The sequence below is a fragment of the Bifidobacterium sp. LH_417 genome, from assembly GCF_056357035.1.
This window is the reverse complement of sequence record NZ_JBKEVI010000003.1, coordinates 39,135-54,687: the sequence shown is the minus strand read 5'-3', so window position 1 is coordinate 54,687 and position 15,553 is coordinate 39,135. Positions and strand designations below refer to the sequence as shown.

Annotated in this window: 15 protein-coding genes and 3 tRNA genes; 2 read left to right on the top strand and 16 right to left on the bottom strand. The window is 64.4% G+C overall.

The window, feature by feature from the left end; all coding sequences use genetic code 11:
• Positions 1 to 41: 41 nt before the first annotated feature.
• From ruvB to holA, 16 genes are all read right to left on the bottom strand, one after another.
• The gene (gene ruvB / locus AC1AYR_RS03235; RefSeq protein WP_034528298.1) at positions 42 to 1,124 is read right to left on the bottom strand and encodes a Holliday junction branch migration DNA helicase RuvB; all 1,083 of its coding nucleotides are present in this window, start codon (positions 1,122 to 1,124) and stop codon (positions 42 to 44) included.
• Between the two features lie 35 nt (positions 1,125 to 1,159).
• Positions 1,160 to 1,783: a Holliday junction branch migration protein RuvA gene (ruvA, locus tag AC1AYR_RS03230; RefSeq protein WP_476511440.1), complete on the bottom strand. Its 624-nt coding sequence runs from the start codon at positions 1,781 to 1,783 to the stop codon at positions 1,160 to 1,162.
• A 34-nt stretch (positions 1,784 to 1,817) separates the two neighbouring features.
• Positions 1,818 to 2,402, bottom strand: a complete 585-nt coding sequence (gene ruvC, locus AC1AYR_RS03225; protein ID WP_101622990.1) for a crossover junction endodeoxyribonuclease RuvC — start codon at positions 2,400 to 2,402, stop codon at positions 1,818 to 1,820.
• Positions 2,403 to 2,409: 7 nt separating this feature from the next.
• The gene (locus AC1AYR_RS03220; RefSeq protein WP_476511441.1) at positions 2,410 to 3,165 is read right to left on the bottom strand and encodes a YebC/PmpR family DNA-binding transcriptional regulator; all 756 of its coding nucleotides are present in this window, start codon (positions 3,163 to 3,165) and stop codon (positions 2,410 to 2,412) included.
• Between the two features lie 179 nt (positions 3,166 to 3,344).
• Positions 3,345 to 5,396, bottom strand: a complete 2,052-nt coding sequence (gene thrS, locus AC1AYR_RS03215) for a threonine--tRNA ligase (protein WP_476511442.1) — start codon at positions 5,394 to 5,396, stop codon at positions 3,345 to 3,347.
• Positions 5,397 to 5,595: 199 nt separating this feature from the next.
• The gene (locus AC1AYR_RS03210; RefSeq protein ID WP_476511443.1) at positions 5,596 to 5,784 is read right to left on the bottom strand and encodes a hypothetical protein; all 189 of its coding nucleotides are present in this window, start codon (positions 5,782 to 5,784) and stop codon (positions 5,596 to 5,598) included.
• Positions 5,785 to 5,957: 173 nt separating this feature from the next.
• Positions 5,958 to 6,030: transfer RNA gene (locus AC1AYR_RS03205), tRNA-Asn, on the bottom strand.
• A 481-nt stretch (positions 6,031 to 6,511) separates the two neighbouring features.
• Positions 6,512 to 6,775, bottom strand: coding sequence for a helix-turn-helix domain-containing protein (locus tag AC1AYR_RS03200; protein WP_476511444.1), 264 nt, complete (start codon positions 6,773 to 6,775; stop codon positions 6,512 to 6,514).
• Positions 6,772 to 7,689: a Fic family protein gene (locus AC1AYR_RS03195; RefSeq protein ID WP_476511445.1), complete on the bottom strand. Its 918-nt coding sequence runs from the start codon at positions 7,687 to 7,689 to the stop codon at positions 6,772 to 6,774. The genes AC1AYR_RS03200 and AC1AYR_RS03195 overlap by 4 nt, the downstream gene beginning before the upstream one ends.
• A gap of 1,333 nt (positions 7,690 to 9,022) precedes the next feature.
• Positions 9,023 to 9,095 (bottom strand) — tRNA-Asn (locus AC1AYR_RS03190).
• A 49-nt stretch (positions 9,096 to 9,144) separates the two neighbouring features.
• A tRNA-Asn gene (locus AC1AYR_RS03185) sits at positions 9,145 to 9,217 on the bottom strand.
• A 442-nt stretch (positions 9,218 to 9,659) separates the two neighbouring features.
• Positions 9,660 to 10,703 (bottom strand): tRNA (adenosine(37)-N6)-threonylcarbamoyltransferase complex transferase subunit TsaD, encoded by a 1,044-nt coding sequence (tsaD, locus tag AC1AYR_RS03180; RefSeq protein ID WP_476511446.1) that lies wholly within the window; start codon positions 10,701 to 10,703, stop codon positions 9,660 to 9,662.
• On the bottom strand, positions 10,700 to 11,326 hold the full coding sequence (locus AC1AYR_RS03175) for a GNAT family N-acetyltransferase (RefSeq protein ID WP_476511447.1): 627 nt from the start codon (positions 11,324 to 11,326) through the stop codon (positions 10,700 to 10,702). Before AC1AYR_RS03175 ends, tsaD begins: the two co-directional genes overlap by 4 nt.
• Entirely contained in the window at positions 11,326 to 12,153 is an 828-nt protein-coding gene (gene tsaB / locus AC1AYR_RS03170; protein WP_476511448.1) for a tRNA (adenosine(37)-N6)-threonylcarbamoyltransferase complex dimerization subunit type 1 TsaB, read from the bottom strand. Before tsaB ends, AC1AYR_RS03175 begins: the two co-directional genes overlap by 1 nt.
• A gap of 88 nt (positions 12,154 to 12,241) precedes the next feature.
• Positions 12,242 to 12,826 carry a tRNA (adenosine(37)-N6)-threonylcarbamoyltransferase complex ATPase subunit type 1 TsaE gene (gene tsaE, locus AC1AYR_RS03165; RefSeq protein ID WP_476511449.1) on the bottom strand — a complete coding sequence of 195 codons (585 nt, stop codon included), beginning with the start codon at positions 12,824 to 12,826 and terminating at the stop codon, positions 12,242 to 12,244.
• A complete protein-coding gene (gene holA / locus AC1AYR_RS03160; protein WP_476511450.1) occupies positions 12,823 to 13,791 on the bottom strand; it encodes a DNA polymerase III subunit delta in 969 nt (322 codons plus the stop codon). Before holA ends, tsaE begins: the two co-directional genes overlap by 4 nt.
• Before the next feature lie 76 nt (positions 13,792 to 13,867).
• Between holA and AC1AYR_RS03155 the strand changes: the two genes are divergently transcribed.
• Entirely contained in the window at positions 13,868 to 14,746 is an 879-nt protein-coding gene (locus AC1AYR_RS03155) for a D-hexose-6-phosphate mutarotase (protein WP_476511451.1), read from the top strand.
• The gene (gene bcp, locus AC1AYR_RS03150) at positions 14,743 to 15,246 is read left to right on the top strand and encodes a thioredoxin-dependent thiol peroxidase (RefSeq protein WP_476511452.1); all 504 of its coding nucleotides are present in this window, start codon (positions 14,743 to 14,745) and stop codon (positions 15,244 to 15,246) included. Before AC1AYR_RS03155 ends, bcp begins: the two co-directional genes overlap by 4 nt.
• Positions 15,247 to 15,553: the final 307 nt, after the last annotated feature.

Below are 15,553 nucleotides of genomic sequence, written 5' to 3'. Positions count from 1 at the left end.
TTCCTTCCGATCGGGAAAACGACTAGTCCAACTTCTGAAGTCTAGAAAAGCTTGTTGACAACATCATCTTTCGGCCGTATGCCGAGATGATCCCAAGCCTTCTGCGTGGCCACGCGGCCCTTGGGCGTGCGCACGAGGAATCCTTCGCGCACCAAATACGGCTCGCACACCGTCTCCACAGTCTCGGACTCCTCGCCCACCATGGCGGACAACGTGTTGAGGCCGACCGGGCCTCCATTGAAGTTGCGGACGATGGCGTTGAGTACGGCGATGTCGAGACGATCCAGACCTTCGGCATCAATCTGGTAGAGCGCCAGTGCCTCCTTGACGTCGTCCGGCCCCGCTGAGGGCAGATCGTGGACGATCACCCAATCGCGCACACGTCGCAACAGACGGTTGGCGATGCGCGGCGTGCCGCGGGAACGCAAGGCGAGCTGATGAGCAGCCCCCTCCTCCAAGGCGAGACCAAGCACTGTGGCGGATCGTTCGACAAGCTTCTCCAGCTCATCGACGGGATAGAAGTCCAGATGCGCGGTGAAGCCGAAACGCGCACGCAACGGCGAGGGCAGCATGCCTTCGCGCGTGGTAGCGCCGATCATCGTGAACCGCGGCAAGGTGAGTGGAATCGACGAGGCGCCAGGGCCTTTGCCGACCATCACGTCGACGCGGAAATCCTCCATCGCGATGTACAGGAGCTCTTCGGCGGCGCGAGGCAGACGATGCACCTCGTCGACGAACAGCACCTCGCCCGCGTCGAGCGAGCTGAGGATCGAGGCGAGGTCGCCCGCATGCTGGATGGCTGGGCCGGATGTGATGCGGATCGGCACGCCCAACTCGTTGGCGACGATCATCGCCAACGTGGTCTTGCCCAGTCCGGGAGGGCCGGCGAGCAGGATATGGTCCGGTGGCACCTCGCGTTTGCGTGCGGCATCGAGGAACAGCTGCAGCTGCGCCTTGAGCCGCGGCTGGCCGATGAAGCCGTCAAGCACATGCGGGCGCAGCTCCTCGTCACTCACTGGCTCGTTGCCGACCGGCTGCGAGGAGACCATGCGCAGCGATTCCTCGTTCGCGCCGATGTTCTCGTTGCCTTCCGTCACCGTTCCGCTGATGTAGGGTTCGTTCATCCATTCACCTCCTGTCCTGATCGTTCCGCGTCACGTCAGATGCCACGGTCCAGCGAGTTCAACGCGAGCTTGAGCACGCGAGGCACGTCGCTGGTCGGAATGGGCGTGGCGATGCCGTTCGCCTCGCACGCCTCGCGCACGGCGTGTTCGGCGTCCTGTTGTCTCCAGCCGAGCGAGATGAGTCCCTCCACGACCTGGAGCGCACCCTTGTCTTCCGGCTTGGCGGTCGTGACCGATGCCGAAGCCCCCTCGATCTCTTCGAGGTTGATCGATCCCTTGAGTTCGAGGATGATCTTCTGCGCGCCCTTCTTGCCAAGTCCCGGAGCTTTGGCAAGAGCCGTGGCATCGTTGTCGGCCACCGCTTTGGCGAGCTGGCCCGGGTTCAGCGTGGATAGGAGCGACAATGCGACCTTCGGACCGATGCCGGATACCTTGAGCAGCTGCAGGAATGTGCGTTTTGCCGCCGGTTCAAGAAAACCGTACAGCGTGATGGCGTCCTGTGAGACGTTGAGATACGTGTAGACGTGCGCTTCCATGCCGCCGTGGACACGTGACAGGTCGGCTGCGGGCATGCGCACTTCATAGCCCACTCCCCCGACCTCGATAAGCGCGGCCGAGGCGTCGACCGACTCCACCATGCCTTGCAATGAACCGATCACGGCGACTCCTTTCGAACAGCTGTTCGACAGTGTATCACATGCCGCGGTCGGCGTTGAACCGGCGCTTCGTCGCCTTCTTGGACGCTTCCGCCCACTGGCGCTGCGCTGGGGTGAGATGTTCCTCGCGTTCTCCGCCCTGCAGTGCACCGGCAGGACGCAGGGCGTGGCAGATTGCCAACGCCAGTGCGTCGGCGGCATCGGCCGGTGTCGGCATCGTGTTGAGATTGAGGATGCGCGTCACCATGCGCTCGATCTGGATCTTCTGCGCGTGGCCGTTGCCGGTGATGGCGAGTTTCGCCTCGGTCGGCGTGTGCAGCGCCACGGGAATGTTGCGCTGGGCGGCGGCGAGCATGGCGAGTCCCGCCGCCTGCGCCGTGCCGAGCACCGTATTGCGGTTCGACTGGGCGAAGACGCGTTCGATGGACACGGTGTCGGGCGCGTACGTCTCGATCTTCTCCACCAGTCCGTTGTAGATGGCGAGCAGACGCAGATCCTGCGACATGTCGGGTGAGGACCGCACGACATCCACGTGGATAAACGAAAGCCGGCGATGGGCGCCGGCTTCGATCACGCCGACCCCGCAGCGCGTAAGCCCGGGGTCGACGCCTAGGATGATCACGTGCGGACTACTCCTCGTCGAGCTGGGCCATGACCTCGTCGGAGGCGGTCCAGTTGGAGTAGATGTTCTGCACGTCGTCGAGGTCATCGAGCTTGTCGATCAGGTTGGAGACCTTGCGGGCGTCCTCGAGGGACAGCTCGACCTCGTTCTTCGGGGCCATGACCAGATCGGCGGAATCGTATTCGAAGCCCGCGTCGACCAAGGCCTGACGCACGGTGTGCACGTCGGACGGGTCGGTGACGACGGTGAAGACCTCGCCGTCATCCTGCACGTCCTCGGCACCGGCCTCGGCGGCGGCCTCGAACAGCTTGTCGAAGTCCACGCCCTCGGACGGGACCGCAATCTGGCCCTTGCGCTCGAAGTTGAAGGACACGGAGCCGGAGGTGGCGAGGGAGCCGTTGCCCTTGGTGAGGGTGGAACGCACTTCGGCGGCCGCACGGTTGCGGTTGTCGGTCAGGCACTCGATGATGAGGCCGACGCCGGCGGGGGCGTAGCCCTCGTAGACGATGTCCTCGTAGTTGGCGCCGCCGGCCTCTTCACCGGAGCCGCGCTTGACGGCGCGCTTGATGTTGTCGGCGGGCATGGAGGCCTTCTTGGCCTTGTAGATGGCGTCGTACAGGGACGGGTTGCCGTCCGGGTCGCCGCCGCCCATGCGAGCCGCGATTTCGATGTTCTTGATGAGCTTGGCGAAGAGCTTGCCGCGCTTGGCATCGATGGCGGCCTTCTTGTGCTTGGTGGTCGCCCACTTGGAATGACCTGACATATTGCTCCTAGCAGGTTATGAGACGGATAACTGACAAACGAAACGATTGTATGGCGCTAAGCCGACAACAGGAGGACGACGGGAACACGACATGCCGCCATGGGACCATCGCCCCACCTGTCGTCGGATTTCGGGTCCTGTTCCCGAAATCCGACGACAGGATGTTCAGGAGAGAGGCGTCACTCGGCTTCGACGGATTCGTCGGCCACGGCGGCCTTGAAGTCGTCGACGGAGTTGACCTGGACGCGCTTGGCGATAACCTTGAGGATCTGGGCGCGAGCCTCGTCGACCGGGACGCCGTTGAGCTGGCTGCCGTCGCGGAAGCGGAAGCTCACCGCGTTGTTGTTCATGTCCTCCTCGCCGACGATGAGGATGAACGGCACCTTGGACTTGGAGGCGTTGCGGATCTTCTTACCGAAGCGGTCGTCGGAGTAGTCGATCTCGCAGCGGACCATCTCGTCCTCGAGGCTCTTGACGAAGCCGGCGAGGTGCGGGGCGAACTCGTCGGCAACGGGCACGCCGAGCACCTGCACCGGGGCGAGCCACGCCGGGAACGCGCCGGCGTAGTGCTCGAGCAGCACGGCGAAGAAGCGCTCGATGGAGCCGAACAGCGCGCGGTGGATCATCACCGGACGCTGGTGCGTGCCGTCCTTCGCGATGTACTCGAGCTTGAAACGCTCGGGCAGGTTGAAGTCAAGCTGGATGGTCGAGACCTGCCAGGTGCGGCCGATCGCGTCACGCGCCTGCACGGAGATCTTCGGACCGTAGAAGGCGGCACCGCCCGGATCGGCGACGAGGTCGAGGTGGGATGCCTCGGCGACCTCGCGCAGCGTGTTGGTCGCCTCCTCCCAGATCTCATCGGAGCCGACGTACTTGTCCGGATCCTTGGTGGACAGCTCCAGGTAGAAGTCGGACAGGCCGAAGTCCTTGAGCAGGTTCAGCACGAAGGTGAGCAGGCTGGTCAGCTCGTCCTTCATCTGCTCGCGGGTGCAGTAGATGTGGGAGTCGTCCTGGGTGAGGCCGCGCACGCGGGTCAGGCCGTGGACCTCGCCGGACTTCTCGTAGCGGTACACAGTGCCGAACTCGAAGAGGCGCAGTGGCAGCTCACGGTAGGAGCGCTGGCGCGACTTGAAGATCAGGTTGTGCATCGGGCAGTTCATCGGCTTGAGGTAGTAGTCGGCGCCCGGCTTGGTGATGTTGCCGTCGGCGTCGCGCTCCTCGTCGAGGTGCATCGGCGGGTACATGCCATCCTTGTACCAGTGCAGGTGGCCGGAGGTCTCGTACAGGCCGCCCTTGGTGATGTGCGGGGTCTGCACGAAGCTGTAGTGATGCTTGCGGTGCATCTCGCGGGAGTAGTCCTCCATCGCGTTGATCACGGCGGCGCCCTTCGGGTGGAACACGGCGAGGCCCGGTCCGATCTCCTCCGGGAAGGAGAACAGGTCCATCTCGGCACCGAGCTTGCGGTGGTCGCGCTTGGCGGCCTCCTCAAGACGCGTCTGGTAGGCCTTGAGATCCTCCTTGGACGCCCAGGCGGTGCCGTAGATGCGCTGCATGGTCGGGTTCTTCTCGCTGCCACGCCAGTAGGCGGCGGCGGAACGCTCGATCTTGAAGGCCTTGATGAAACGGGTGTTCGGCAGGTGCGGTCCGCGGCACAGGTCCTTCCACACGACGTTGCCGTCACGGTCGACGTTGTCGTAGAAGCTGAGCTCCTTGCCGGAGATCTCGGTGGCGGTGGACGGGTCGAGGTGCGCTTCCTTGTCCTGGATGAGCTCGATCTTGAACGGCTGGTCGGCCTCTTCGGCGAGGGCATCCTCCTCGGTCACGACGCGACGGCGGAAGGACTGCGACGACTTGATGATGCGCTGCATGTGCTTTTCGATCTGCTTGAGATCGTCCGGCGTGAACGGCTGGTCGACCTGGAAGTCGTAGTAGAAGCCGTCCTTGATAATGGGGCCGACGCCGAGCTTGGCGTTCGGGAACAGTTCCTGCACGGCCTGTGCCATGACGTGAGTGGCGGAGTGACGCATGATGCCGAGGCCGTCCTCGGAGTCGAGCGCAACGGGCTCGACGACGTCGCCCTCGGTCAGGGGCGTGTAGAGGTCACGCAGTTCGCCGTTGAGACGCACCGCGATGATGTTCTTGTCGTCCGCGAAGAGTTCGACGCCGGTGGTGGTTGCTTCCACCTCCTTCGATTCGCCGTTGACTGTGATGGAGATGGAGCTTTGCGCCATGATGGTGTCCTTTGCTATCTGGGTCCGCGTTACCAATGTGCAGGCCTGGACGTGTAATCAACAGTTGCACACTGTAGGGCGGTGACGAGACATGCGCAAGCGCCGTCCGTCAGACGAACGCCCGGGTGAACCGGGTACATACGCATGATGGCTGCAAGACGACATAACAGGACATGCAATGCGGGTCATGCGGTGTTGCTCAGGCGCGTTGCACGAGCCATTCGGCGGCGACCTTCTTCGAGGGGAATACTCCCTGTGCGCCGTTGGCTCCGTCCGCGAGCCACATGCGTTTCAGTCCCACCGTCTGCCTGCGCACGGTTCCGGCGCCGACGCCGTCGTGCAGCACGGCGAACACGCCTCGCTCGATTTTCAGAATTCTCACGTTCATGACGACGGCCTCCTCGCCGTGATCCCTCTCGTTCGTTTTCGATGGTATCGCCACTCCCGTTTCCGCCATGGGGCGACGCGCCGAAGTTGTTGCGGCAAGGGTGCGGCTACGTTGTCACGACATCTCCGACATGCAGAAAGCCTCAGGCGCAAACCTGAGGCTTTCCAGTGAAGCTCCTGCGACTGGGCTTGAACCAGTGACCGTCCGATTAACAGTCGGATGCTCTGCCAACTGAGCTACGCAGGAATATTCAATTATCACATCCCATCCGAGCCGAGGCCCTTCCGGGGTGAAGCTCCTGCGGCTGGGCTTGAACCAGTGACCGTCCGATAACGCTCCCTGGGCAAGCTACCCGCAGGCTTTGCAACGAGTGGAAAATATACGCGCCGAACCACTCCGGCGCAACCCGGCGTGTCGCGGTGGTTCGTCTTGGCCGCGTGCTGCCTGTACGGTCTGTGTCTGGACCCAGACCGCATGGGCGCGGAGCGGTCGATCCGCCCGCCGTCGCCCATGTCCCCGCCCTGCGGACCGGTATGCCACGCCAGCGTCACCACCACCATGCGCTACGTCGAAGCTGTCGAGGACGAGATGCATGCCGCCGTCGGGGCCGCCACCCGCACCGGACTGGACGGCTGAACTGGCTCAACGGACGTATCCGGCGCGCTTCGACGACATCAACGAAGCACGCGCGTCTAACTCGTCCCGGATGATCGCGGTACGCAAGGGTTCACCTCGTACGAGTCCGAACCGGGATGCGCGAATCCGGTGTGTCGTACATGCCGATTTCCTCCGCGGCGTCCCTCATGTCCCCCAACGCGATCTTGCGTCGTCGCTCGGATTCCCGTTTGAACCTGAGCACGTCGTCGGCCGCGACCATTCGGTGCCCGGCGCGCCCGGCCCGCTCGAACGGGATCGCGCCGGAATCGAGGATGCGGGCGACCGTCTTGGGAGAGACGTTGAGCAGACGCGCCGCCTCACCGGTGGTCATCATCGCGTCGGCCCATCCGCCCTGTTCGTGGTGTCGTGGAGAAAGACATGGCCGGCGTCCCATCCCGTTTCGATGGGAGCCCCCCTGCGGAGATCGCCGACGATGCGTTCCTGGGCCGCGGTCTCGTGCAGGATTCCGTCGGCCAGGATCCGGCAGAACGGCAGCGGGTCCTTGTCGACCTGCCAACGTTCCAGGGCGGAGCCGTAGGAGCGTCCGGCGTCGTGCTTGAGCGCGACGGGCTGGTAGCCGGCCTCGATCAGCATGAAGTTCAGGAGCTGGCGGCCGGCGCGGCCGTTGCCGTCGGCGAACGGGTGGATGTTCTCGAACATTGCGTGGAACCCCGCGGCCTTGAGCACCGGGTGGGCGTCGCTCTCCGCCACGGCCCGGACGAGCTTCTCCACGTCCTCGTAGATCTCCAGGGGGTCGGCGGTCTTGACCCTCGTGGCGACAATGCGCGCCAAGTACCCGTAGGGGCGGAAACGGCCGCGCAGCACCGGCTGCACGTCCAACGCCGTGACCTCGTGGATTCTCTGGATCAGTTCGACGCTGAGGGGACGCCGTTCGGCGGCGTACCGCCGCGCGTAATCCATGCCGTCGGCCACGCCTCGCGCGGCGAAGATATACCGTGCCGGCGAATCGGTGGGCACGAACTCGCCCTCAAGCACCAGCTCGGTGTCCTCCAACGTCAGCGTGGACCCCTCGATCGCGTTCGAGTTGAACGTGTAGCGGGCGAGCCAGTCCCTCCGGTAGTCGTCCAGCGCGGACTCCTCGACCCCGTCGAGGGGCGAGAGGCGGGCCAGCCGTTCCTTCGCCGCGTCGACGTCGCGCAGCAGTCGCACGACCTCCGCGTCCCTGCCCACGGCCTCCAGCTCGCCGGGCAGGCCCTCGATCCGTTTCGTCAGTACGGCGTTCGGCATCCGTCCTCTCCTTTCCTGTCGATCCCCATGCTACGGCAAAACGACGGGGACGGGCGCTCCCGCTCCCAGCCCCTCTCCCAGCGTCATAAATCCCGGAGGACAACGGCTTCGTCCGGGATTCCTGACGCTGAGTCATTCCCAGCGTCACATATCCCGGAGATGAGCGGCTTCATCCGGATTTTGGGATGCTGAGCCATTCTCAGCGTCCCGGATTCGGGAGAACGGCCCCGTCGTCCGGGATTTCTGACGCTCAGTCCCCCCAGCGTCATAAATCCCGGAGAACAACGGCTTCATCCGGGATTCCTGACGCTAGGGAGGAGCGGCCGGGCTGGGAGCGACCTCCCGGGGTGATGCGGGAGGCCGGCCTTCGAACCTGGGGATGTCCCTGTGCTCCACAACGCTGTGCGGGAATGGTGTTGTGGAGCAGCGGTGCTCCACAACAGGGTCGTAAGAGGTGTTTCGTGGGAGTCGTGGCGCAATATGAGGGTCCTTCTGCTCCACAACACGCGGTGGGAGCGATACCGGCGGCTGTTGTGGAGCGGGCACGCTCCACAACAGGGACGGGAACGGGGATTCCAGGGAGTTGTGGCGCGGTTTACGGGCCTGGAACGCCGAAAACAGGGGTTTGCACGGAGATCGCAGCGGGAGGCTGCTCCACAACAGGCTCTCCGGCACGTGTCGTGGAGCAGCCCCGTCCGGGACACAGGACACAGGACACAGAGTACGGAGATGGGACACAGGCAGCGGGATATGGGAAGCCACGCGCCGCACACACCCCGAAAACGGCCGGCTCTACACCCGAAACACCCAGCCCCGCAACGGCGGACGCATCGGATTGCGGCCCGCGACCACCCTCCGACACCACGGCGTTCCAGCCGCGACCACCCTCCGGCGCCACGCGTCACCTCCCGCCAGCGGGAGGGGAATAACGATCACCCCGCAGTACAAACCCAATCACGGAGCGCACTGGCAGCAGCCTTGGGCATTCAGTGCTTCACGATGACCAATAGATGAAAGGTCGAGTTTCTTGGTCGGTGGCCACACACGCCGGCACGCGAGTCCGACGTGATGTGGCGTTGCGAGACCGGATTCAACCCGAGCCTGTCCAGGCCGAGCAGCACCCGGCCGTCGAACGCGCTAGACTCGGAACCAAGCCGCGCGGTTTCAATCACACACCGAATAAAACCGCACGGCCCATGCACACCCAAATGCGAAGAGCCCGATTTCCTCGGAACCACATCACAGTGCATTGATGGATGACGCTCTGCTGAAACAGCTTCGAGCCGTGGATAACAAGAAAGCCACCGGCGACACGCCGATGGCTTCTGATAAGCTCCTGCGGCTGGGCTTGAACCAGCGACCGTCCGATTAACAGTCGGATGCTCTGCCAACTGAGCTACGCAGGAATATTCAGTTATCACGTCCCATCCGGGCCGAGGCCCTTCCGGGGTGAAGCTCCTGCGGCTGGGCTTGAACCAGCGACCGTCCGATTAACAGTCGGATGCTCTGCCAACTGAGCTACGCAGGAATGCGTTCCGCACTTGATTTCTCTCGTGCGCACAAGACGAGTACTTTACAGCATCATCGCCCAAAACGGTAATTCGGCGTGTCTCGGCCTGTTGCAACGGTTTTGGCTCGTCAGACCGTCTCAGACCGTCTCAAACTGCCTCAATTCATCTGACTATGTTGCCGAAATGCCGTCCGCCGAGGCACCGCCAGCCGCGCCTCCGTCCCATTACCATGTTTGGTAGGCCTCGATGGTCGGGGCCGGGTCGCCGGTCCTGGTATGACTTTCTCGCCCTGTCGTTGATGATCCGGGGGGTGTTGTCGCCGGGAGCGGGGGCGTCCGCAGACCGCTGATAGGAACCAGGCCGGCCGCATGGACGCGTCGGGGGCGCATGGCGCAGGTCTTGCCGTAATGTGGGTGCGGCGCGGACGTCCGGACTCCATACCCCGGGGTCCACGCCCCCCTACATCACCACCTTTGTCAACGGCATGGCCGAGTCGATGGCGAAATCGGGGGCGCTCGGAGCCACGCCCGCCTCGACCAGGTTCACGCCGAGCATCGCGACCATGGCACCGTTGTCGGTGCACAGTTTCAGTTCCGGGATACGCACCTCGACGCCGTTGGAGCGGCCGAATTCGAGCAGTTTCGCCCTGAGCTGCGAGTTCGCGGAGAATCCTCCGCCCACAATCAGCGTGTCGGAATCGTATTGGCGGCAACCGCGCATCGCCTTTTTCGCGAGCACGGTTGCCACGGAGTCGGCGAGCGAGGCGCACACGTCGTCGACGGGGATTTCCCGCCCTGCGGCCTGCTCCCCCTCCACCCAGCGCGCGACGGCGGTCTTCACGCCGGAAAAGCTGAAATCGTATGGGTGTTTCGCACCGGCCTTGCCTTGCGTGAGTCCCTGAGGCACGCGGATGGCGTGCGAGTCTCCATGCTGCGCGTGGCGGTCGATGTGAGGGCCTCCCGGGTAGGGGAAGCCGAGCAGTCGCGCCACCTTGTCGAAGCACTCCCCCGCCGCGTCGTCCAGCGTGGTGCCGACCACGTCGATATGCCGCGCCACGTCTTCGACGTGCAGCAGCGACGTGTGGCCGCCGGAGACGATGAGTGCGAGCGTGTCCTTGGGGAACGGCCCGAACTGCAGCTGGGTGACGGCGATGTGGCCGATCACGTGGTTGATGCCGTACAACGGTTTGCCGCTCGCCCATGCCAGTGCCTTCGCTCCGGAGACGCCGACGGCGAGACATCCGGCGAGTCCGGGACCGGCGGAGACGGCGATCGCGTCCACGTCGGACAGCTCAAGTCCGGCGTCGGCCAATGCCTTGGATACGCATGGCACGAACGCCTCGGCGTGCGCGCGTGAGGCGATTTCGGGGATGACGCCGCCGTAGCGCGCGTGCTCCTCCATCGAGGAGGCGACCACGTTGGATCGCAGCGTGCGTCCTTGGACGATGGCGGCGGCCGTCTCGTCGCAGGTGGATTCGATGCCCAGTACGATCGGTTCGCTCATCGGGTCTCCTCTTTCATGCCTTTTATGTCTTCCGCGCCTTCGGCGGTTTTCGTATGATCCGTATCCGCGACGCCTGCCGTGTCGGATCCCGCGAATCCGACGATGCGCGGAATCAGTTCCAGCGCCATCACGTATGCGTCGATGCCTTCCGGCTGGTAGTAGCGTCTGCGCAGTCCGATGCGTTCGAAGCCGAACCGTCGGTAGAGTGCGATGGCGGGGTCGTTGTTCACGGCGACCTCGAGCAGCATGCGCCTCGCGCCTTGTTCGCGCGCATGGCCGATCAGCCAGGTGAGCATGCGCGCGGCGAGTCCGCGATGCTGGTAGCGGCGGCTGACGCCGATGTCCATGATCTCCGCGTCGTCGCCGTCATACCAGTATCCGGCGAATCCGCGTATGATACCCGGCAAGCAGCCGTCGGGACCGGGGATGTGCCCACTGAGCGCGCTACCGTCGTCACAGCCTTCCTCGCGTTCGCAGTCGAACACGTAGGTGCGTGCGGGCGCGTCAAGCTCCTGCCTGACGGCGTTCTCGCTCCACGCGTGGTTGCCGAACAGCTCGACTTCCAGCGCGCGCACGGCGGCGACGGCGGTCTCGCGATCGAGTTCTTCGAGCGGGACGAGCATCAGTCCTTCCTCCCCGCGCCCTCATGTCCGAGTACGTGCTTGAGCGGAGCCGGCACTTCGGCGTCGGGACGGCGCAGATACAACGGTTCGATGGGAGTCTCCGGATCGCGCGCGTATGCGGCTTCGGCGTCGCTCGCGAAGATGCCGACGCCCTGCCGCCCCTGGTCGAGGACGGAAGCGTCGGTCACATCGCCGAGATGGTCGATGCCGTGCAGCACTTCGGCGTATTTCGTCGCGCCATGGCCTATGACGTCGACGACGATCTCGCCGTCGACTGTGGCCGCGTATTCACGTACGGCGGCGTTCACACGTTCGATGATGGACGTGGGATAGTCGATGTCCATCGCGATGAGCGGCCGCGCCGCGGCTCCGCGGCTTTCGCCGGAGCCGTCGGCGGAATCGTCCGCGTCGAAAGGACCCGCGTACAGCGCGAAGTACAGTTGCTTGCGGCGTGCGTCGTTCACGGCGAGCGTGAGCACGTGGCACGTCTGCGGTTCTTCCGATGCGTCTGCCGCACTACGGCGGATGATATTCCAACGCGTCTGCGGTTCCAGTACGTTATGGCCGATGAGTTTCGCGCCGGTGGCGAACGCCAGCGCCTTCGCGGCGACGATGCCGGCGCGAAGACCGGTGAACGGGGCGGGTCCGGTGCCGACGATCACCGTGTCGATGTCGCGCGGCGCGTATCCGGCTTCTTCGACCGCACGGGAGATGTTCACCTGCAACCGTTCGACGTGGGTGCGCGAGTCGGTTTCGACGATCGGCTCATGCCCCACGACGCCTACGGTGGAACCGTATGACGTGTCGATCACCAATGTGCAGCCCATGCATCCTCCCCGGTGTTTGCCAACGATTACTCTGGCATGATTCTTCAGACCTGTAGAGAGTGTACACCGCCGGAGGATGGCCGCCCGTTCAGAGCGTGAATCCGTTCCAGCGTGCGCCGACCGGCACCAGTGTGACGATGCGCGTGCCGTTGCTGGTGAGTTCCTCGTTGACCGTCGAGACATCGTCTGCCGCGACGGCGTCGAGTGGACGGGCGATGTGGATTTCGAGCCGCTCCGGCGCGAGAGCGGCGGCCATCTGCTCACCCCATTCCATGAGCACGACCGTGTCGTCGCTGGTGTCTTCGAGTTCCTCGTCGAGTCCCAACGATTCCAGTTCGTCGAGGAGATGATTGACGGCGGCCTGGCCGGGCGCGTAGTCGGCTCCGCCGAGGCGGTATGCGTCCACGTGTACGAGATGCGCCGTGCTGCCGTCGGCGAACCGGCCATCGAGTTCACGGGCGATGGTGAACGTGGGCGAGACGATCGGCTCGCCGATGCCGAGGCCTTCGCCGAACCCTTGCGCGAGCGTGGTCTTGCCCGCGCCCAACGGCCCGGACAGGAGCAGCACGTCGCCGCCGCGCACGCGCGATGCGATGCGGTGTCCCAGCGCGCGCATGTCATCGCCCGTGGGCACGTCGATCCTGATCGTTCCGTTCTCCTGTCGCTCGCTCATGCCCGTCCTTTCGTCGCTATCGTTTCGATGCTGCGTTCCAGCGCGTACATGGGGTCTCCCCCGTTGGTCTTGCACTCCTCATCCGCCCATGCGAGCGTGCGGATGCATGCGGCCATGCCGGCGGACGTCCATCCGCCGAGCCGCACGTATTTGCGCGCCCACGGCGACATGCCGAGTTCGGCGGCGCTGATTCGTCCCGCGTTGAACGCGGACACCTTCGCCACGGCGCGCAGCTTCGACGCCAGCGCGCCGATGAGCGCTACCGGTTCGACGCCTTGTTCGACCGCGGAACGCATTTTGACGATCGCGTCGGCCGCATTGCCGGCCATGGCGGCATCGGCCACGTTGAATCCGGTGACCTGGGCGTTGGCGGTCAGATACTGGTCGACGCGATCCAGTCCGATGGGATCGTCGTCGAAGTCGAAACACAGCTGTCCGCACATGGCGGTGAGTTCGCCGATGCTGCCGCCGAGTACGTCGACGAGTCGTTGGGCGGCGATGGGCTCGACGCGGCGTCCTCGTCGTTCGAAGCATTGCAGCACGTAATTGAGTTTCGCGTCCGGCTTTTTGAGGTCGGGAACGTCGATTTTCCTCGCACCGGCGCGGATGAGCCGGTCAAGCAGTCGTTTGCCTTTGTTGCCGCCTTCGTGCCGGCAGATGACGATGCTGGCGTTGTTCGGGTCGGACGCGGCCTGTGCACAATAGTCGACGATGCTGTCGCCGAGCTTCTCGTCCGCGGATTGGAGGTTGTCGACGCGCACGACGGCCACGTCGGCGAGCAGGGAGGGACTGACCGCCTCGTCGAACGCATACCGGTCGACCGTGGCCGCGTCGAGTTCGACGAGTTCCGCGTCCGGTCGGCTTTTCAGTGCTTTCTCGCACTCCTCGCGCACGGTTTCGACGTTCAGATACGGGTCTCCCCCGCACACCACCGCCACCGGCGCCTTCCCTGCCTGTCTTGCCATGTTCCCCATCACCCCACATCCGCTGGACAACTGGCATAATGGAGGGAATTCGCCCATCGTGTGGTTTGGAGGAAACATGGGTTCGTCATCATCGTTCGTGATTCGTGATCTCGTTAACGCCGACGGTTCGGCTTCGATCAGCGACTACGGCGCGCACGTGCTGCGTTGGGCGCCGCAGGGCCAGCCGGATGTGGTGTGGCGTCCGCGTTCGATCTATCTCAAGGAGGGGAAGGCGATTCGCGGCGGAGTGCCGCTCATCTTCCCTTGGTTCAATTCGGGCTATGATCCGCATGACGACGCGCCGAAGACGCCGAAGCATGGGTTCGCGCGTTCGAGCTTCTGGCATCTTGACGCCGAATCGTTCACCGACCGCCATGCCCGTTACACGTTCGATTCGGATGCGATCGACGCCGCGACGCTCTCGCAGTTCGTCGGCAACGACGCGCCGCGTTTCCACGCGGTCTACGAGGTGACGGTCGGCGAGTCGATCACGATGGCGCTGACGGTCACGAACGACGGCGACGCCGCGTTCTCCTATGAGGCGGCGTTGCACACGTACCTGCATGTGGGCGATGTGATGCGCGCCGGCGTCGTCGGATTGGATGGTGCCGATTATCTCGACACGACGCTGCCCGGTTTCCCGGTGTGCACGCAGTCCGGCGACGTGACGTTCGACGGTACGATGGTCGACCGCATCTATCTGACGGACGCGCCGCTCGAACTGCGTGACGACGTGCTGGGACGCACGATCGAATCGTCCACGTCCGGCGCGACCGCCACGGTCGTGTGGAATCCGGGCGAGCAGGCCGGTAACGCGATCGGTGATCTCGACGCGGGTGAATGGCGCGGTTTCGTCTGTGTGGAGGCGGCCGCGAACCGTGAACGGCTGCTCACGTTGCAGCCGGGCGAATCGCACACGATCGCGCAGACGCTCGCCGTGAAGGAGACCCGATGACGGACGATGCCATGGAGCTGCCGGTCCGTCTTGAAGTGGGACAGGCCGCCCCCGACTTCACCCTTCCCGCGGTGAATCCGGACGGTGACGAGACGGAGATCTCACTGTCCGCGCTCACTGCTCATGGGAAGAAGGTGCTGCTGTACTTCTATCCGGCGGCGATGACACCCGGATGCACCACCGAGGCGTGTGATTTCCGCGACAACATGGCGCGTCTCGGTTCGCTCGGCTATACGGTGCTCGGCGTGTCGAAGGATCCGATCGTCAAGTTGCAGCGCTTCCGCGAACGCGACCATCTGTCGTTCCCGCTATTGAGTGACCCGGATCTGACGGTGCACAAGCGTTATGCCGCCTATGGCGAGAAGAAGCTGTACGGCAAGACGCACGTGGGCGTGATCCGTTCCACGTTCGCCATTGACTCGGATGGCGTGATCACGCTCGCCCGCTACAACGTGCGTGCCAAAGGCCACGTGGATTCGCTGGTGAAGCGGCTCGGCTGACGCGCCCTTCGTGCCGCCGACCGGCCCCAGGCTCGCGAGTCCTTCTTCGCCTTTGTACCAGTAGCCGGGCAGCCCGGACTGGCCGATCCGCATGATCGGCGCCGCGTTCGCGGTGGCGGCTCCCGCCATGAGCGCGCCCGCGGCCACGAGCGTGGCGATGGTGGCGCGTGCCGCGTGTTTCCAACCGAAACCCATACCGGTTTCCTTTCCTCTCGGGGAATGTACGCCACCCGCCTATGCGGATCGGCCGATGCCCCCGAAAACAGGCGGCCGCCCGGAACGCATCCGAGCGGCCGCCCACGAGGAA

Coding starts and splice junctions, on each gene's coding strand:
- AC1AYR_RS03210 (WP_476511443.1), bottom strand. CDS start 5,784: ATGAACGTGAGAATTCTGAAAATCGAGCGAGGCGTGTTCGCCGTGCTG.
- ruvB (WP_034528298.1), bottom strand. CDS start 1,124: ATGAACGAACCCTACATCAGCGGAACGGTGACGGAAGGCAACGAGAAC.
- thrS (WP_476511442.1), bottom strand. CDS start 5,396: ATGGCGCAAAGCTCCATCTCCATCACAGTCAACGGCGAATCGAAGGAG.
- tsaE (WP_476511449.1), bottom strand. CDS start 12,826: ATGAGCGAGCGACAGGAGAACGGAACGATCAGGATCGACGTGCCCACG.
- AC1AYR_RS03155 (WP_476511451.1), top strand. CDS start 13,868: ATGGGTTCGTCATCATCGTTCGTGATTCGTGATCTCGTTAACGCCGAC.
- AC1AYR_RS03200 (WP_476511444.1), bottom strand. CDS start 6,775: ATGATGACCACCGGTGAGGCGGCGCGTCTGCTCAACGTCTCTCCCAAG.
- holA (WP_476511450.1), bottom strand. CDS start 13,791: ATGGCAAGACAGGCAGGGAAGGCGCCGGTGGCGGTGGTGTGCGGGGGA.
- tsaD (WP_476511446.1), bottom strand. CDS start 10,703: ATGAGCGAACCGATCGTACTGGGCATCGAATCCACCTGCGACGAGACG.
- AC1AYR_RS03195 (WP_476511445.1), bottom strand. CDS start 7,689: ATGCCGAACGCCGTACTGACGAAACGGATCGAGGGCCTGCCCGGCGAG.
- AC1AYR_RS03220 (WP_476511441.1), bottom strand. CDS start 3,165: ATGTCAGGTCATTCCAAGTGGGCGACCACCAAGCACAAGAAGGCCGCC.
- tsaB (WP_476511448.1), bottom strand. CDS start 12,153: ATGGGCTGCACATTGGTGATCGACACGTCATACGGTTCCACCGTAGGC.
- AC1AYR_RS03175 (WP_476511447.1), bottom strand. CDS start 11,326: ATGCTCGTCCCGCTCGAAGAACTCGATCGCGAGACCGCCGTCGCCGCC.
- bcp (WP_476511452.1), top strand. CDS start 14,743: ATGACGGACGATGCCATGGAGCTGCCGGTCCGTCTTGAAGTGGGACAG.